At 46.2% G+C, this 20,063-nt stretch carries 10 protein-coding genes; 4 read left to right on the plus strand and 6 right to left on the minus strand.

All coding sequences use genetic code 11. The annotated features are described in order from the left end of the window. Nucleotides 1–7: 7 nt before the first annotated feature. The 6 genes from J7623_RS03870 to J7623_RS03895 all read right to left on the minus strand — a co-directional run bounded on the left by J7623_RS03870 (nt 8) and on the right by J7623_RS03895 (nt 9,007). Entirely contained in the window at nt 8–3,367 is a 3,360-nt protein-coding gene (locus J7623_RS03870) for a SusC/RagA family TonB-linked outer membrane protein (RefSeq protein WP_291917338.1), read from the minus strand. 106 nt (nt 3,368–3,473) lie between these two features. After that, nucleotides 3,474–4,544: a FecR domain-containing protein gene (locus J7623_RS03875; protein WP_291917340.1), complete on the minus strand. Its 1,071-nt coding sequence runs from the start codon at nt 4,542–4,544 to the stop codon at nt 3,474–3,476. A 50-nt stretch (nt 4,545–4,594) separates the two neighbouring features. Beyond that, on the minus strand, nt 4,595–5,146 hold the full coding sequence (locus tag J7623_RS03880) for a sigma-70 family RNA polymerase sigma factor (RefSeq protein ID WP_291917342.1): 552 nt from the start codon (nt 5,144–5,146) through the stop codon (nt 4,595–4,597). 97 nt (nt 5,147–5,243) lie between these two features. Beyond that, on the minus strand, nt 5,244–6,782 hold the full coding sequence (locus J7623_RS03885; protein WP_291917344.1) for a hypothetical protein: 1,539 nt from the start codon (nt 6,780–6,782) through the stop codon (nt 5,244–5,246). Nucleotides 6,783–7,314: 532 nt separating this feature from the next. Further along, nucleotides 7,315–8,424 carry a serine hydrolase gene (locus tag J7623_RS03890; RefSeq protein ID WP_291917346.1) on the minus strand — a complete coding sequence of 370 codons (1,110 nt, stop codon included), beginning with the start codon at nt 8,422–8,424 and terminating at the stop codon, nt 7,315–7,317. A 223-nt stretch (nt 8,425–8,647) separates the two neighbouring features. Further along, nucleotides 8,648–9,007 carry a cupin domain-containing protein gene (locus J7623_RS03895; protein WP_291917348.1) on the minus strand — a complete coding sequence of 120 codons (360 nt, stop codon included), beginning with the start codon at nt 9,005–9,007 and terminating at the stop codon, nt 8,648–8,650. 644 nt (nt 9,008–9,651) lie between these two features. On the opposite strand from J7623_RS03895, the gene J7623_RS03900 reads away from it, so the two are divergent. From J7623_RS03900 to J7623_RS03915, 4 genes are all read left to right on the plus strand, one after another. Next, the gene (locus J7623_RS03900; protein ID WP_291917350.1) at nt 9,652–13,737 is read left to right on the plus strand and encodes a hybrid sensor histidine kinase/response regulator transcription factor; all 4,086 of its coding nucleotides are present in this window, start codon (nt 9,652–9,654) and stop codon (nt 13,735–13,737) included. Between the two features lie 199 nt (nt 13,738–13,936). Then, on the plus strand, nt 13,937–17,128 hold the full coding sequence (locus tag J7623_RS03905; RefSeq protein WP_291917352.1) for a TonB-dependent receptor: 3,192 nt from the start codon (nt 13,937–13,939) through the stop codon (nt 17,126–17,128). 18 nt (nt 17,129–17,146) lie between these two features. Further along, a complete protein-coding gene (locus J7623_RS03910) occupies nt 17,147–18,796 on the plus strand; it encodes a RagB/SusD family nutrient uptake outer membrane protein (protein ID WP_291917354.1) in 1,650 nt (549 codons plus the stop codon). Between the two features lie 18 nt (nt 18,797–18,814). Continuing rightward, the gene (locus J7623_RS03915) at nt 18,815–20,056 is read left to right on the plus strand and encodes a glycan-binding surface protein (RefSeq protein ID WP_291917356.1); all 1,242 of its coding nucleotides are present in this window, start codon (nt 18,815–18,817) and stop codon (nt 20,054–20,056) included. The last annotated feature ends 7 nt before the right edge of the window (nt 20,057–20,063 follow it).

The raw sequence follows: 20,063 nt of genomic DNA on the forward strand, positions 1-20,063 counted from the left end.
GCTGGTTTTAGAAATTAACATTCAGGCCAAAAGTGTAAGTCCGCGCACTGGGATAATCGAACATCCCGGTTCCGTTATTATTTTCCGGATCAAAGCTTTTCCATTTGGTCCAGGTGTACAGGTTCTGCGCCTGCGCAAATACCTGGACGCCCTGTACAAATTTCAGATGCGTGGCTACAAATGTTTTAGGAACGTTATAGCCGACACTCAGGTTTCTCAAACGCAGGTAAGATGCGTCCTGTATGTCTTTAGATGAATAGTTACGGGGCGATGTAATGCCTGGCAGAATAGCGTTATCACCAGGCTTTTTCCAACGATCGTATAACATACGCTTCGACTGATTACTGCTGGCGAAAGAAGGATTTTCATTATAGTAGTCTTCATTCAGGTAACGCATGGCTTTATTGGCAAAGGTGAAGAGCGCATTTAAGTAAAATCCTTTCCAGGTAAGTGAAGTATTAAATCCGCCGGTCAATGGTGGAATATAGGTACCAAATTCTGCTACGCTCAAAGCGGTTTCATTATAGTTGCTGGTTTTATTACCGGCGCGATCGTAATACAATGGTTTACCATTGGCCGGATCTACACCTGCCCACTTCGGCGCATAGTGTGAACCATAGGGCAGCCCTACTCTTACAATCTGGGAGAGGCCCTGTGTAAACTCTGTAGCGGTTCCTAAATCGGTGATCACGTTTTTATTATAGGCAAAGTTGACGCCGACCGTCCAGGTGAAATCTTTATGGCGGATCACATCTCCCTGTACATCCATTTCTATTCCCCTGTTGCGCATAGCACCGGAGTTAAGCGACAAGGTATAAAACCCGGAAGTAATGGACTGTGGCTGATCTACAAAGAGGTTGTTGGTAATTTTATTATACACATCGGTCACGATACGGATACGGTTATCCAACATACCGAGGTCAAAGCCAATATTCAGTTCTTTGGCGTATTCCCAGTCGTACGCCGGGTTACCGGCCTGGTAAGGATAAATACCCGGGTTGCCGCCATACTGAATTGTTTTAAACGTACGGAAATAAGCGAAAGGCCCGGTACCGGTAAATGGATTGGCAGAAGTACCGTAGCTGGCCCTGAAGCGAAGGTTATTCACCAGCGCCACATCTTTCAGGAAATTCTCGCGCTTCACTTCCCAGCCGAAACCAACAGAATAGAAGCCATGCCAGCGGTTATTAACAGGTACGGTAGACGCGCCATCCCTGCGGTAGCTGGCGTTCAGGGTATATTTTTCATTGTAGGTATAACGTCCTACTGCGATGTAAGAAGCCAGTGCGCTCCTGGTTCTGGCGCCATGTAATAAAGGAGAATAAGGAGAACCCGGCGTGATAGCTGCCGGAGTAGCAGGCAAACGGCCATCCAGGTAGTATCCGGTGTAATCGAAAGAGCGATAGTTGTTGCTCACATATTCATAGTAACCGGATACTTCAAAATCGTGCTTATCCACAATTTTGCCGTAGGTTAAACCGGAAGTACTTACCAATGTGAAGTTTCGGGTGGTACCTTCTCCGAAGCTGCCTTTGGCGCCATTGTCTACTTTATAACCGGAATAAGAATCCGGGTTGATATATTGTTCAGCAGTGGTTTCTCTAAAATCCAGTCCTAATCTCGTTTTAGCCACCAATCCCTTTGCCAGCTGATAATTCAGGGAAGTACCAATAATACTTTTCAGCTGATTTTCTTTAGCGGAAGTATTCAGCATTGCTTCTAACGCTTTGCTGCCTTCACGGGGATCGAGGGTAGGATATTCATGGCGGTTATAGCGGGTCATCAATGTACCATCCGCGGCATAAGGATATTCATATGGCATGGCGTAGTACACAGCAGCCAGCGTGTTTTCCCCGCTGCTGGAGGCTTCATTGCGAATAAAAGACGACTCCGTATAGCCGAGACCGATATTGATGTTGGCCGTTAATCTACCTGCATTGAAATCCACATTATTCTTGAAGCTGTAACGTTTTAAATCGGAACGTCGGGCAATACCCTGTTGATTAAAATAGTTGACAGAGCTATAAAATCTCACATTATCATTTCCTCCGCTGGCGCTCAGCTGCTGTTCCTGGAATTTCCCGGTTTGCAGGAAAAACTTCTTCCAGTTGGTATTCATGCCACGTAAGCTATCCAGGATATGATCTGCCTGTTTTTGCTCTGCTGGTGTTTTGGTAGCGTAATCAGGATTTTTGGGAGAATAATCCCAGCCGGGTCCATTACTTTCACCGGTTTCCAGCCCCACTTCTTCCTGGAATTGCAGCACTTCTTTCGAGTTCATCATCTCATACTTCGGCGTGGTCATATTGGAGAAGCCGTATTGTGATTTATAGCTGATGGCTACTCTACCGGTTTGGCCTTTTTTAGTAGTGATCACGATTACGCCGTTGGAGCCACGGGAACCGTACAATGCTTTGGCAGAAGCATCTTTCAGCACGGTCACGGAAGCAATATCTTCGGGGTTGATGCCCTGAAAAGCGCCGGATTCAATGGGGATGCCATCCATTACGTAGAGCGGTGCAGACGTACCATTGATGGTACCCACGCCTCTTACGGTTACAGTAGCACTGCTACCGGGTTGTCCGGAGCCGGCTGCTACTACCATGCCGGGCACACGGCCCTGGAGGATCTGGTCGAAGCTACCCATGGGTACCTGCGTAATTTTATCAGCACCTATAATACCGGAAGCGGCGGTAGATTTATCCCTGGCATAATTCGTATAACCGGTAACCGTTACTGCGTTCAGGGTCTTGATATCTTCGGTGAGTTTGATGTTGATAACCTGGCGGTTGTTAATTGGTACTTCCTGTGGCACATAGCCTACCAGTGAGAATCTCAGGGTTTTCACCTGGTCGGGAATAGTTAAGGTATAAGTACCATCTGCCTGGGTGAGCGCCCCGGCAGTGGCCCCTACGGCTCTTATTGTCACACCGGGAAGGGGGAGGTTATCCATGCCGCGCACGGTGCCGGTAATGGTGATATTGTCGGCCGCCGTAGTAGCCGGGGTTTGGGCATATACTACTACGAGGCCGTCTTCCTTCAGCCGGTAAGCCAGGTTGGTACCGGCAAAGGCCTGTGTCAGCACTGCATCAAGGGTAGCATCTGTTGCGGCTACGGTCACTTTCTTATTGTCCGGAAGTGTTTTATCGTGAAACACAAATCGATAAGTCGTTTGCTGCTCCACCGTTTTCAGCAATTGCCGGATACTTGTTTCCTTTACCTGCAGGGTTATATTTTCCTGCCCAAAACAAATAGCCTGCACCCGAAGGCAGGTCAAAAAAAGTAAAATTGTCAATTTCATAGTTAGCAGCAATTTGCCGGCGGGAACAGGCTTCCCTTTCCATTCCAGGAATACAAGTTTTAACATACCTTTGATGTTGGTTTAGTAAATGATCAATCCCGACATTTCTGAACTTTTCGGGGGAAGTGTGCCACCACTTCCCCTTCTTTATTTTTGGTTGACTTACACTACGTTATTTGCTGATAATAATGGCGCCATTCACCATTTTGAAATTGAAAGGATACGATAACTGCAAAGCATCCAGTGCTTTGATGATCGTTTCACTTTCGAAGGTGCCGGAGTAACGGTATTCTTTCACGGTATCATCTGCAAACTCCACCCGGATGCCGTACCACTTCTCCAGTTTCGCCGCAATGGCTTCCAGGGTTTCATTTTCAATTTCAAGCCGGTTGCGTACCCAGGCAATTTCTTTTGCTTTATGATTCACCGGATCTGCATCCAGTGGCGCTACCGCAAATGGTTTGGCTGCTGCGGTGATTAACTTTTGATTTGGTTGCAATACAATTTTTTGCCCGGGATGTGCCGCCACGGTCACTTCTACTTTTCCTTTAAACAGTGCCGTTTCTGTTTCATGATCAGGGTATGCGCTGACATTAAAAACAGTGCCCAGTACTTTGATATCTACCGCCGCCGTATGTACTATAAAAGGATATTGCGCATTTTGTGTCACATCAAAAAAAGCTTCCCCGGTGAGCGTGAGCTGCCTGTTGTGCCGGTTAAATCCGGGAGATAACTCTACCCTACTATTTTCCCGTAATACCATTGATGACCCATCTGGCAATACCACGGTTTTACGGGGATCTTTACCGGCATTGATCACCACTTCTTTTCCGGGTGTTGGGGAATGGCGGTAAAAAAAGAAGGCACTGCCCGCCAGCAATGCGATACCACCTATTGCGGCGGCATATTTCCATACCCGGAAGCGGGAACCGGCATGACCGGAGTCCTCGTCTACCGCCTGTTGCAGCAGATCATACCGGGCAATTCCATCTTCCAGATGCCTCAGCTGCTCCAGGCGATTACCCTGCCCGGCAGATAACAACTTTACAAGGCTACGTGCTTCCGCTATCAGAGCGGCTTTTTCAGGATGCTGCTGTTGCCAGCCTTCCCAGAACAACACATCCTTATCATGTTCCTCCAGGCAATAGCGCTGAAAGGATTCATCACATGCAAAATCGATGACTTCGTATTCCTGGAAATTCATGGAGGTAATGCCTTTGATTATACAGACGGCAGAATGCATGACTTTTCCTAAGCGTTTTTAAATTTTTTTTTCGGGAGATAGATACCTGCTTATTTCAGCATCTTCCGGAGGGACTTGATGGCATCATAGATGGTATTGTAAGCCGTTTTCACGGTTTGAGAGGTTTGTGCGGCTATTTGTTCATAAGAAAGGCCTTCAAAGAATTTCAGTCGTACCAGCTCAATCTGCCTGGGGGTTAAGGCTTTCAGGGCTTGTTGCAGTCGTTGCTTCAGTTCTTCATCCTGTTGCACCTGGATGATGATCTCTTCATAAGATAATTCATTTTCCGCATCGTTGTCCGTCATCCGGTGAATAGCAGTATGAATTCGCTGCTGGTAGGCCAACTGGTCCAGCAGCTGGCGTTTAAGGGCGGTAAACAGGTAGGCAGGAACGTTCGTTACGGGAGGCAGGGTTTGGTGGCGGCTCCACAACTGCAAAAACAACTGTGTGATACAGTCTTTCACCAGCTCATCGCTGCCGGTTGTTTTCAATCCAAACCGCAGCAGATGTGAATAAGTGTTGTTATACAGCGCAAACAACGCCTGTTTATCGCCGTTTCTCAGACGTTCCCAAAAAATGTTATTGTCTTCTTCATAAGACATACCAGTTGCTATGCCGGATAGTTTACCGTAATCATCCGCTGATTTCGCGCATCCTGGGGTTAAGATACTGCGAAAATTATTTTTTACTGCATTTCATTCAGATGCCCAGCATAATCTGCTCTTCTTCCAGCTCTGCCTCCTCCTTTGAAACGGCCGGGCGATCAATTTCCCCGGTAAGCAACAGCGTATAAGCCAGTAATAATACGATCAGCAATACCTGGTAACGTAATACAATAGGCGCTGCCAACACACTAAAGCCAAAATTGATCAAAATAAATGTCCAGCACAATAGCAACGCGATATTAAATTTACGGCTGGATTTCCTGATACCTTTTTTGACCAGGTAACGAATAGTTTCTTCCAAAAACAATAAATGGCAAATAACAATCAATGAAGGGAATAAGGCCATGAGCGTACTTTGCAGCTCATCGTATTTGCTCCTGGGCTTCTGTATTTTTCCATCCGTAAAAAAGGCAGTTACACTGGCAGTATCAAACACCATAAACGGGCGATTGTAAGCTGCTAATACCTCCGGCTCCGGCAATAAATACAGTATTGCATTTTCCCGCAGGTAGTGGCGCGCAAAATCTACCGGGTATTTTTTAATTGTGTATGCCCCGTAACTCCTGAACAGCGGCGCCAGGTTAGCCCAGCAAGTATAAACATCCGCGTCCTTATGTGCCTGTGAATACTCTCCCAACATCGTTTTTTGCGGGCCGGCATTATCCCACATAAATACTGCACCATCCCATACATGTTTCTTTTTGGAACTTTGTCGTAAATTTTCACAGTAATGATACACCAGCTTATGCACGTGCGCAAACTGTGCAGGTACCCCGGTGGAATCCAGCTTCCGGTATTGCAACATGTACATCGAATTATTCATCAGCTGCCAGCCACTGAAAACAGAGAACTCGCGTACACCGGTGTACTCATAAGTACGCTGCCTGACAAATCCCATAAAGGAAAGAATCAACATTACCGGCAATAAAATAGCCGCCGCCTTCTGCCATTTTTTATACTTCGACAACAATATCGGAATTAACGCCACCAACGGATAAAACATAGCGTGATAACGGATAGTGAAGGCTAAACCCAGCACCAGTGCATGTAATACAAGAATGAAATTAGTAGGCCTATGCAGCATCCAGAGCAGCAGCGTAATCCAGGTAAGTCCGAGTGATAAAAACACGGCATCCGAAATGAAATAATTACTGAGAAAAGGGAACAACGGGTTGATCAGCAAAAACGCATAGAAGCCATACCTGAAGTAACCATCCGGACGAAAAATATACACAATGCTAAAGTAAAAGAACCAGGCGCTCAATTCCAGCAAGGTCAATTGCAGCACGGCCAGCGCAGTTTCCGAATGCGATACCTGGTGAAACAGCCACAAAAATTTAGAATAGCCAAGTGGCCAAAGGTTATGATCCAGGTTTTGTAATGCTGTTGTCATATAGGAGCCGGTATCGGAAGTAAAATCCATATAAGGAAAAAAATGCTTGAATACCACCATCCTGATGATGACTACAGCTATAGCTATCGCTAACAACAGGCGATTCTGGCGGTCAGTGAAAACGAAAGCACCGAAACTCCGGGCAGGTGTATTAACAGGCAGCAAAGGTGATAATAGCATAGTTATACTTTTAATTGATCCAACCGGCAGGATCTATGGTTTTATGCGGTAATGAGGGTTTCTATTCAGGGTTGACTGCATGTACAAGTATAAGGGCTACAACTGAAACCGCAATTCAGTGAAGCGGGTTAATGTATACCTGATGACTAAACTTAATACAACGTACTACCCCGGAGGCTGCCACCTTTAAGCCAGGAAATAGGCCTGTATTGCCTTTATTGCATTACAAACGATTAAAATTCAAGGTTTTTTCAAAAAAACCGGGTTTAAAATTTGTTCTTTTTGCGAAAAGTCCTAATTTCGCCGTCCTGAATTACTATTGCCTGATAGTATAACGGTAGTACTCGCGACTCTGACTCGCTCAGTCTTGGTTCGAATCCAGGTCAGGCAACAAAAAGCCGAAGCTAAGCTTCGGCTTTTTTATTGTTGATTTCGATCGTTCTACCTTGTTTTACCGGTGATTGTTCAGTCACTGCGCCTCCGGCCTGATCATTTATATTTTCCCCGATAATGGCTTTGAGGTCAACGCTCTCTATTTTTTCACCGCACCTAATACATCCCTCACCAGCACCTGATTTACCTGGTCTGTTACATCATTGTAATAACCGGCGGTCATCACTATTTCGAGATCCAGCGAAGGTATCATAGCGATGGTTTGGCCACCGTTGCCTTCCGCCTGCGCCATATCTACCTGTTGACCGGCTACCTGCTGTTTGGTGCACCAGAACTGGAAGCCGTAGCCGACGTTTTGTTCATCAGAATCCACGGTCCATTTGGTGGATTGGGTAATCCATGCGGCGGGAAGTAGTTGTTGCCCTTTCCATTGCCCCTGCTGCATATAGAGGCGTCCTACGCGCGCCATATCGATGGGACGCATACGCAACCCTGAAGGCATCCAGTATATGCCATCAGCGCGTGCACTCCAAAGAAAGTTGGTGATACCCAATGGCTGGAAAAGGTAACGGTTGGCGAAATCACGTATGCTCATGCCCGTAGTTTTTTCAACGATTCGTCCAAGCAGGTGGGTGTTACCACCGCTGTAGTTGAAGACTGTACCTGGCTTCGCTATGCTTTTACATTGTAATACAAACCTGGTAGGGTCCTGTGCTTCCAGCATTTGTCGTTCGCTGTTAGCGGGATTGTCATAGGATATTCGTTCGTTCCAGTCGAGTCCCGGGCTCATCGTCAGTAAATGCCGGATGGTGATATCGGCTTTATCGCCGGTAGCATATTGCTGATAATCCGGGAAATAGTCGAAGATTTTATCGTCTATGCTTTTGATCTTCCCTTGTGCCAGCGCAATGCCTACACAGGCGGACACGATGCTTTTAGTCACGCTGCGGCAGTCATGCAAACTATCGCGTGTATGCGGTACTCTCCCTACAGGCGTGGGGAAAACAGCATCTTCCCCCGCAAAGTAATGTTCGTAGATGAGTTTGTTTTTTCGGAGGATAATAAGACTATGGATATTGTATTTGCCATTATTAATCTCATTTTCCAGTGCGATGATTTTCTGCTCGTCTATGTTGGCCTCTTCAAAGGTACCCGTTTCCTGGTCCGGTGTTTCGGGGATAGGCTTGTCATCATTTTTATGGCAGGCGCAAAATAAGAGGGCTAAAAGAATGGGAATGATGTTTCTCATAATAATAGGTTTTTCAATGGTGATATAAGCATGTACCTATACGACGGGAAGCGGAATATTTACCCCTACGAGAAGATGTTAAAAAAAGCTTTCTTAAAACTAAAAATTTGAAATCTCAGGAATAACTAACGGGAGCTTACTTGCAGTGTAGTAACTATATCCCCTACAACACCGAAAGGCAGCGAATCCGCTGCCTTTCGGTTTATACTTTCTCCCAAAAAAACTATCCTTCCCGGTGAACCAGGTCAATAGAAAACGCCGGCATACAAATAGCCATGTATTCACAAGGCTCTTCAAAAGGATTGCTGTATCTTACTCTCGCACCTTTTTTCACCAGGATGCTTTCTCCTTTCTGCAGCACCACGCTGGCGCCATCAATTTCAAATTCTTTTTTTCCGGAAATGATATAGGTGAATTCATCGAATTCAGGCGTTTGATGAGGTTCACTCCAACCCGCAGGTGCTACCATGTGTGCTACTGAAATGTTGCCATGACCGGTAGAGTTGCCCCATATTTCTTCAATCAGCTTGCCATCTGTTGTAGGCACCACGAACGGACTTTTTTGTACTATGTAATTTTTCATTGACTCGTTTGTTTGGACCTAAAATAACGTAAAAAACAAATGACCCACATCTCTCTAAAAACTTTCCTAACAAAAAGACAATATATACCGGGGAAAATAAAACCTTCACTACTATGCAGGGGCTGTCAACAAACGAATATCACTGGGTACAAACTATTTTTTAGATACCGATTTCCTGGTGGCCTTCCTGGATACAGTCTTCTTTCTTGTATTTGGATCCATTGGAATTAAAAGATGTCGAATTCCTAAGTCGTCTATCAACTTCGCTGCCTCTTCCGGAGATTGAGAAACTCGCTTTCTTTGCTCGATTAAAGCATTACAAATAATTTGATAAGTAGCGTCTGTCATATATAGTCTTTTTTTGATGAAAGATTTTTTTTAAAGTATTAATACCTCAGATATTTTTCCTTTAGCACTACAAAATTACGACCCATAGTCATTTTCCGGTTACTCATCCTGATCTGATTTTACGGATATTGACATTACTTTTATCACCTATCGGATTTAGATAACAAAGATGCTTACTGAACAATCAAATATTACTTTTCATCACAGGCAGGTTAATTAAGCGTCTAAATAACACTAATCACCCCTCATTTTCTCCTCCCAATACCTTATATTTATACTAATGCCCGCAACACGTTATGCTAAAAAAAACAATACTGATTCCACTATTCCTGTTGTTCCTGCTCTATGCCAATGCCCAGGAGTTTTCGGCACTGAACGTCAACAACGGCCTTTCCAATAACCAGGTTAACTGTATATTCAAAGACAGTCGTGGCTTTATGTGGTTTGGAACCATGAGTGGCCTCAATCGTTACGATGGTTTTACCTGCAGAATATTCCGGCATAACGCCGCCGACCCGGCCTCCATCAGCGACGACTATGTGCTGGCGATTACCGCTGCTCCCGGCAATCAACTATATATCCGTACCCGCAATGGTGATGTATTTTACGACCCGGTAAAAGAACAATTTGCAGATGCAGGTGCCTGGCTCAAAGGCAAAGGACTGCCGCTGACAGGTATCGCCAGTACACAACTGATCGATAAAGACTTCTGGATCGGCTACCAGGATGGCAACATATACCGCATAAACGCTAGTCAGGCCGTTACCCGGTTCGTTTATCACAAAAGCCTGCCGGTGGCAGACATTGTTAAAACCGCTGCCGATCGCATAAGTATCCTTTATCTCAATGGAGAACTGGATATACTCGATAACAACGGACGACTGGTATCTCACTCGGATGCCGTTACGCACTATATCGACAATAACCCCATGTCACTCCGGCTCTTCACTGATGCCCAGCAGGATACCTGGATTTACATGCCGGCCAGCGATTTCGGCGTTATATATATCAACCATAAAACCGGTACACTCCGGCGGTTATCGTCCCAAAACAGTGCACTTAACAACGACATCGTGAACAGCATTGTGCAAGATGAAAAAGGACAAATCTGGATAGGAACAGATCACGGAGGCATCAACGTATTGAACAAAAACACCTTCAACATCTACTATCTCCAGAGAAGAGAAGAAGACATAAAAAGTATTGCGGAAAATACTATCTACTCACTCTATAAAGATGACCAGGGCATCATCTGGTGCGGTACATACAAAAGAGGCGTTAGTTACTATGCGGAAAACATGATGAAATTTCCCCTCTATGTACATAAATACGCCGATGCACATAGCCTGAGTTATAATGACGTCAACTGTTTCGCGGAAGACCAGAACGGTAATGTATGGATTGGCTCCAATGGCGGCGGCCTGATTTATTTCGACCGCAACACCAACACCTTTACACAAATGAAACATCAGCCGCTCAATAACAACAGCATCAGCAGCGATGTTATCCTGAGCCTGTATGTAGATAAAGATAACAGCCTGTGGATCGGCTATTACTTTGGCGGACTCGATCAATACCGCAATGGCCGTTTCACCCATTACCAGCCCGGTGCAGCCGGAACCAGTATCGGGAGTAAATCAGTCTGGAAAATATTAAAAGACAAACAAAATAACTACTGGCTGGGAACACTGGGCGGAGGTCTCGACAGATTTGACCCCAACGCCCAACTCTTCTACCATAACAATGTAAACATCACCAACTCCGTTCATTCCAATTTCATCACAGACCTCGCAGAAGATACGAAAGGTAATCTTTGGATAGGCACCGCCTACGGTATCGATGTACTGGATAAAGCCAAAGGTATATTTATCCACTACCTGCGGGAAACACACCAGCTTAGCAACGACAATACCAACGCCCTGCTTTGTGACAGCCGTGGCATTATGTGGGTAGGCACCCGTGATGGCCTCAGTGCCTATGATCCCGTTAAGCAACAGTTCCTCTCCTTTCGCATAAAAGACGGGCTGCCGGATAACAATATCATTGCCCTGCTGGAAGACAATGACCATCACATCTGGGCCAGCACATCCAACGGCCTTAGTAAAATAATGGTACAGCAAAATAAAGGCGTAATCAGCATCACCTGCCATAACTACGATGAAAAAGATGGACTACAGGGCAACGCCTTCAACATTAATGCGGCGCTGAAATTATCCACGGGTGAACTGCTGTTTGGGGGCGCCGACGGCTTCAACATCCTCAATCCTGCCAACGTAAAGCAAATCCGGCAGGAACCTCCTCTTGTGTTTACCAGCCTGCAGCTATTTAATCGTGCTGTTGCCGTCAATGAAAAACAAAACAACCATGTGATCCTGCCGGCCGCGATGCCCGAAATACATGAAATTGTACTCCGGCACAATGAAAATGATTTCTCTGTTGATTTCGCGGCACTCGACTTCACCAACACTGACAAAAACAGGTACACCTATACTTACAAACTCGAAGGCTTTAATAAAGAATGGCAAACCACGGATGGAAAATCACGCCGCATTACCTATACCAACATCAACCCCGGTAACTATACCTTGCTGCTGAAAGCCGTAAACGATGACAACATGCAGCCCTGGAAAGGTATTTCCCTGCGCATCCGCATATTGCCGCCATTTTGGGCCACCCCACTGGCCTATGTTTGCTACGTGTTACTGATTGCTGCTGTCCTGTTATTATTACGGAAGATAGTATTGCAACGCGCCCAGCGCCGCTTCGCGCTGCAACAGGAACGGAGGGAAGCACGGCAACTGCACGAACTCGACATGCTGAAAATCAAACTTTTCACGAATCTGAGCCACGAATTCAGAACGCCGGTATCGCTGATCCTGTCGCCACTGGAAGAAATCATTGCCCATGAAGAAGATCATACCTTTCGGCATAAGCTATACCTGATACGTCGCAATGCCAAACGAATGCTGTATTTAGTCAACCAGTTGATGGATTTCAGGAAGATGGAAATGCAGGAGCTAAAGCTAAATCCGGCCGCCGGTGATATCATCGGCTTTATCCGCGAAGTGGTATATTCTTTTACAGACCTGGCAGAACGTAAACAAGTCACCTTCTTCTTCCAGGCAGAAAATGAAACTTTATATACCAGCTTCGACCACGATAAAATAGAACGTATTCTTTACAACCTGCTCTCCAATGCCTTCAAATTCACACTGGCAGGCGGCTCCGTAAAAGTAACCACCAGCGTCACCAGTTCCGGTGAAAATCAGGTGCTGCTGGAAATTAAAGTAACAGATACCGGTATAGGTATCCCACCGGAAAGACATGAAAAAATATTCGAACAGTTTTTCCACAGCGATTCTCCCGGTGGATTCGTTAACCAGGGCAGTGGCATAGGCCTCGCCATTACGAAAGAATTTGTGAAGCTATGTAAAGGCACCATCACCGTTAGCAGTGAAGTCAATAACGGTACCTGCTTTACCTTGCAACTTCCTTTTGATAAATTACCGGAAACCATACCACCAGCGCCGGAAGATTTAACCATCGAAGAGGTGGCCGGCAGCATCACAACACCGCTTCCGGCCCCCCTCCCCGCCGAACCAATGCCCACCGGCAAAAAGGAAGAAAGACAAACCGTACTACTGGTAGAAGATAACGACGACTTCCGCTTCTACCTAAAAGAAAACATGAAGGCTTTCTATCACATTATTGAAGCACCCGACGGATTAACCGGATGGCAAAAAGCCTTGTCCTCCCACCCCGACCTGGTTGTGAGCGACGTGAATATGCCCGTGATGAATGGCATCGACCTATGTACAAAAATCAAAAATGATCCCCGTACCCGGCAAATTCCTGTCATATTGCTAACCGCCCTCTCTGCTGAAGAACAACAACTCCGTGGCTTCGAAAAAGGAGCAGACGATTATATCGTTAAACCGGTGAGATTTGAAATTATGCTCTCCAGGGTACGTAACCTGCTGATGCGCAAGGCACCGGTGAAGCAAATGATGATACTTCCTCCTGCTGCTGATACCAGCGCCACATTATCCGCCGATGAAAAATTTATGCAGAAAGCCCTGGAGATTGTAGAAAAACATCTATCTAATGCCGACTTTTCCGTAGAAGAGCTAAGCCGCGAATTATTCATGAACAGGGTATCTGTTTACCGGCGCATTTATGCTATCACCGGCCAGCCCCCTATTGAATTTATCCGGAGCGTACGCTTACAACACGCTGCCCGGCTACTCACACAAACGGAAATGAATGTGGCCGAAGTAGCCTACGAAGTAGGTTTTAATAATCCTAAGTACTTTACTAAATATTTTAAAATGGCCTATAACATGCTGCCCTCCGCATATGCTGCTGCCATGAAAAAAGCATAATGCAACAAAACCACCCTTAGAAAGCTACATTTAATACCCCCGGTATGCAACAAAATGTCCATGAATTATAAACATCCTGCTACCCTGCATTCCCTGCAATAGCTATACCTTCATGTCATTACCACGAATGAAGAACACTATGAAGTAGTAAACCAAAATCGACAAGGATTCTTTTTTAAAAATTTTAATTTCTCCACGTATGAAAAGAGCCAGTATTACTGGAAGGCCATTCCTATGGGTATGGTTAACGATCACTTACTGCGCCTTTGCCATTACCGCAAAAGCACAAAATCCACCTCCCTCCGGGAAAAAAATTACCGGCACTGTTACCGCACATGAATCAGGACAACCGGTACCCGGCGCCTCCGTCATTTTTAAAGGAACCAACACCGGAGTAGCTACCGACCAATATGGTCAATTCAGCATCACTGCCAATCCCGGCCAGGTATTGGTATTCACCTCTATCGGGTTTAGTCCCAAAGAAATAAAAGTAGGCGATGCCGCCAACCTGAACGTAGTGCTGAACGAAAGCAAAAGTTCGCTGCAGGATGTAGTGGTGATCGGTTATGGTACTATGAAAAAAACAGATCAGAGTAGTGCACAGGTATCTATTTCTTCTGCCGATATTAATAAAACCATCAACACCACCCTGGATCAGGCCATTCAGGGCCGTGCTGCCGGGGTATATGTTACGCAAAACTCCGGGCAACCCGGTGGTGGTATCTCTGTAAATATCCGTGGCGTAAATACCATCGGCAATACCAATGAACCCCTGTATGTAATAGATGGTGTACAAATACAACCGGCTACCGTTTCTTATGGCGCTACCAGCTCCGTAAATCCACTGGCTGGTATCAACCCATCTGATATTGAGTCTATGGAGGTATTACAGGGCCCTTCTGCCACCGCGGTATATGGCTCCCGTGCTACCAATGGCGTAATACTGGTCACCACTAAAAGAGGGCAGCAAGGACTGAAAGTAGGCTATAACTATTTGTATACTGCCCAGGAAAAACCGGAAGCAATCAACACCATGAGCCTGCAGCAATTTGCCATCATGAACAATGAAATTGCAGCACAGTTGAATCGCACGCCCACCCCGGAATTTAAAAACCCTTCTGTACTGGGCGCCGGCACCAACTGGCAGGAAGCGCTCTTTAAAGTATCTCCGCTGCAAAAGCACCAGGTCACCGTGAGTAACGGCAATAAAACCACTAACTACTATATGGCAGGTGAATACTTCAGCCAGCAAGGTGTAGCGGTGGGATCTAATTTTAACCGGTATTCTTTCCGGCTCAATCTCGATAACCGGGCCTTCGACTGGCTGAAGCTAAGCACCTCGCTGAACTTCTATCAAACTAAAGAAAAGCTGGCGTCCACCAGTGAAGATGTTATCCGCAATGCCATCAACCTGGCGCCCAATGTGCCGGTAAAAAATGTGGATGGTACCTGGGGCGGCGCAACAGAAAATGAATATGGCACCAATGCTAAATTTGCTCCGCTGAATCCTTTGGCTATTGCCAACCTGGTAAGCAACGAATATAAAAGAACAGGCGGTCTTGGCGGCGTAAGCGCAGAAGTAACCATTCTCCCCGGGCTTACCTTCCGCACCAGCTTCAACGGGAACTTCGAATATGCAGATGGCAGCAAATTTACGCCTACCTATCAACTGGGATATAATTCTAATGACAATGCCAGCCTGAGTATCAGCACTAACAAAAACTTTTACTGGAATCTCAACGAGCTGTTACAATACAATAAAACATTTAAGAAACACAACATCAGCGTCATGGCCAGCCATGAAGCACAGGCCTGGAATTACCTGAGCTTCAACGCCACCCGCACCGGCTTTTCCAGCAACGATATCCCATCGCTTAACCTCGGCAATGCACAAGGGCAAACTACTGGTAGCGGTAAAGGCTCCGGCGCCCTGGAGTCTTATCTCAGTCGGGTTAACTATATCTACAACGACAAATACATCCTGCAGCTCGCAGGGCGTGCTGATGCTTCTTCCAACTTCGGACCCAATAACAAATGGGGGTACTTCCCTTCCGTATCTGCGGCATGGCGGATTAGTAACGAACCGTTCATGAAAAGTGTGCCATTTATCAACGACCTGAAAATACGAGCAGAATATGGTACTACCGGTAGCACCGGTAGCGGTGGACAATATTCCAGCCTTGCACCGGTTACCACTCCCTGGGGCACGGGCTTCAAAGCCAGTGTGTATGGTAATTCCGACATCAAATGGGAATCTACCACTACTAAAAACATCGGGGTCAATGTGAGTGTGCTGGATAGCAGGATACAACTGGAAGCCGACTACTACATCAAAAAAACAGATAACCTGCTGCTCTTAAACCCGCTGCCAGCTTATATGGGAACACAGGGAGAAGGTAACATTACCCCACCTACCGTAAACATTGGTTCATTACAGAACAAAGGTTTCGGCATCACCCTGAATACCGTAAATATTAAGAGCCGTAGCGGGTTTGTATGGAGAAGCAATTTCAATATATCTTCTTTCAAAACAAAAATCACCAAGTTCTATTCTGATGCTGCAGTAGTGACCCGCTCCGCATGGTATATGAACAATTTCACCGCACAGGCAGCAGTAGGACAAGCGCCCTGGTTATTCTACGGTTATGTGGCAGATGGATTGTTTACTTCCGTGGATGAAATCAACAACAGCGCCGTTCCTGCAAAGGCCGATGGCAGCAGGTTAGACGTATCCAAAGATGGCGGCGTATGGGTGGGCGATATCAAATACAAAGACCTCAATCACGATGGTATCATCGATTCCCGCGACCAGACTTATATCGGTAATCCATGGCCAAAGTTGACCTTCGGGCTTTCCAATACCTTTTCCTATAAAGGCTTTGATCTCAACATCCTGATTACCGGCACACAGGGCAACGATATCTACAACTACCTCCGTTTTGAAAACCTGAATCCCAACAATGTAAACCTGGGGCGTAACCTGTTGGTAGAAGCATTTGATTACGCCCGCGTTGCCGGCGACGGTACCAAAGCCACCCTGCAGAATCCAGGTACTACCGTACCAAGAATTACAGGCAATGATGTGAATGGTAATGGCGTGCGCTTCACCAACCTGTTTGTGGAAGATGGCTCCTATATCAGGATCAAAAATATTCAGCTCGGCTATACGTTGCCGGCATCACTCATCAAACAGCAACCGGTCATTAAAGCAGTCCGCTTATCCGTAGGTGTACAAAACCTGGCCACCTTCACGAAATACAAAGGTTATGATCCGGAGGTAGGCGCTTCTCTCGGTAAAGAAGTACAACTGAACAGCCAGTTCTATGGCGTGGACGCCGGTCGTTATCCTTTAACCCGGATGTACTCCGCCAGTATAGGTGTTGATTTTTAATGCAGAAAAAAAACTACTATGAACAATCGTTTTTATAAAAGATACCTGATGGCTTTTACCTTATTATCTACGCTGGGTAGCTGTAGTAAAAGCTTCTTAAACAGACCTCCGGAAGATAATATTGTCGATGTTAACTTCTTTCAGACATCCGACCAGGTAATGGCCAGCACGGCTCCATTGTATGGACTTGTATGGTTTGCATACAACGATAAGGCCGCCAATGGCATCGGCGATGGCAGAGCCGGTGTACTCATGTCGGGCTCCTACCAGGTAGCCAATATCCGCATGCAAACAACTGATGTAACACCGGAAGTATACAGCGCCTGGAGTGCCTTCTTCAACGTGATAGCACAATCCAATATGGCCATTAACAACGTCACTAAATACACGGCGGCAACGGTGTCGCAAAATGTGAAAAATACGGCCATTGCTGAAGGACGGTTTATGCGCGGACTCGCTTACACCTACCTCGTACAAAACTGGGGACCGGTACCAGTCATAGAAGATAACTATAAGTTGGTCACAGATACTTCCGTAACGCGCAACACCGTGGAATCCGTATGGGGATTCATTATCCGGGAAATGCGTTTTGCAGCAGCCAATTTGCCCGCTACGCCTGTTCAGAAAGGACGCCTCACCAAATGGGCAGCAGAAGGTATGCTGGCGAAAATATACCTCACCCGTGCAGGATTAGGTGGCAACGGCACTCGCAAACAAACTGACCTGGATAGCGCCAAATGGTTCGCCAAAGATGTAATCGCCAACAGCGGCGCTGCATTAATGACCAATTACGAAGACCTCTTCCTCACAAAAAACAATAACAACTCCGAAAGCCTCTTTGCCCTCCAATGGAAATACGATGGTGACTGGGGTACACAAAACAGCGTACAGGCCTTCTTTGCCTATGGATCTGAAATCACCGGCTTCCAGGATGGCTGGGGAGCTGATATCGGTGCTTCATTAGATCAGCTGAACCTGTATTCTCCCAATGACAAAAGACGTAAAGCCACCTTTATGTTTCCGGGAGATCATTACTCCTACATCCATCAATCCGTAGATGATCCCAACAACCTGGGTAAAAAAATCATACAGGAACTACAGGTACCCTTACGTAGCAACAGCGATGGAAAATACAATACCAGGGCATGGGTAAAAAAATATGTGGTTGGTCGTCCGGAAGATAATGACGGCAAAGTTACCCAACAGCATACAGAAATTAGCACCTACATGCTGCGCCTTGCGGATGTTTACCTGCTCTACGCAGAAGCCATCCTGGGCAATGCCGCCAGCACAGCTGACGGAGAGGCATTGAAATATTTCAACGCCATTCGTAAACGCGCTGGTGTTACAGAAAATAATACCATCACCTGGGATGATTTGTATAAGGAAAGAAGAAGGGAACTGGCCATGGAAGGACAAGCCTGGAACGATCTGCTTCGCCTTCACTACTATAATCCGAAAAAAGCGATTGACCTCGTGAATGCACAGGACAAAGGTACTTACAAGATTGTACCTAACACCGAAACCAATGCTACCAGCTGGACCATCACTTCCGATCAGCCAGCCCAATACCCGGTAACAGAAAGCAACTTCCTGCTACCGTACCCGGCAGCAGAACTAACGGCAGCGCCTAATCTCAGAAAACCTCCGGTGCCTTATTCCTATTAATCTTCAAAATGTATGTATATGCTAAATCAATATAAAAAGCATCCCGCATTACTCACAGGCATGTTCGCAGTGCTGATTTGCCTGCTGTTCGCCTGTTCCAAAAATAATGATGTATCCGGCCCACCCCTGATCACTAAAGTTAGCCTGCTGGATTCTGCACACCAGGATAGCGCTTTCACCAAAGCCTTACCAGGTACAATGATCCTGATCACGGGGCAAAATCTGGGTGGTGTTACCAGCATCTCCTTTAATGGCATGAATGCATATGTAAATCCCACTTATAATACCAACACACATATCATTCTCACCATTCCGGGGAATGCACCTACAGAAGGAACCGATCCCAAAGTACCCAACCAGATCAGGGTGGTTACCAACCATGGTGAAGCCGTATATTCGTTTGTGTTAGATATACCGCCCCCGTCGATTGCTGCTATTTCCAACGAGAATGCACTACCCGGTGATTCATTGATTATCTACGGCTCCAGTTTACTGTTGATAAATAAAATAACCTTACCAGGAGGCCGGGAAATAACATCCTTTACAGCCGATAAAGGAGGCACCAGGATAGCCTTTCTGATGCCTGATTTAGGCACTGATACCGGTCGCATTACCATACAAGCCAAGTTTGGCACCGTGATGTCTGACGGGCCTTTAAATGACCATGCCAGCGGTGATGTAATCAGTAACCTCACAGAATATGGTAAACCCGGAGAGCCATCTGTATATAACTGGAGCTGGGGCGCAATTGTTAGCACAGATCCCACACTTTTCCCCGGTACAAGAGGAGGTTATGTACAACATATTTTCGGCGGCCTGGGTGCCGGGGACTATGAATGGTGGACCAGCAACCGTTCCGGCAACTTCAACGACGTGTCTATGTTTACCCCGGCTGCAGCTACAGAAGCCGCCTCAAACTACGCACTGAAATTCGAAATCAACACCAAGTCTCCATGGACGGAAGGCGTGAATATATTACGCTTCAACGATAAATACTGCTTCCGCTACCTGCCCTGGTTAACAGCCGCCGACAAAACTTTCGATACCAAAAACAAATGGCAAACAGTCACCATTAAACTATCCGACTTTAGGCTAACTGCCGACGGCCAGGAAGGCACCGGCGCCAACGCTGTAACCCTCGGCGACCTGCTGAAACCAGATGGCAAAGTAGCCTTCACGTACCACCTCATGGCGGAAGCTACCGGTATTGCCATGTATAATGCGGCGTACGATAACTTCAGAATCATTAAGATAAAATAATGACTAA

Origin of the sequence: Chitinophaga sp., from assembly GCF_017745275.1 — a bacterium.
GTDB lineage: Bacteria > Bacteroidota > Bacteroidia > Chitinophagales > Chitinophagaceae > Chitinophaga.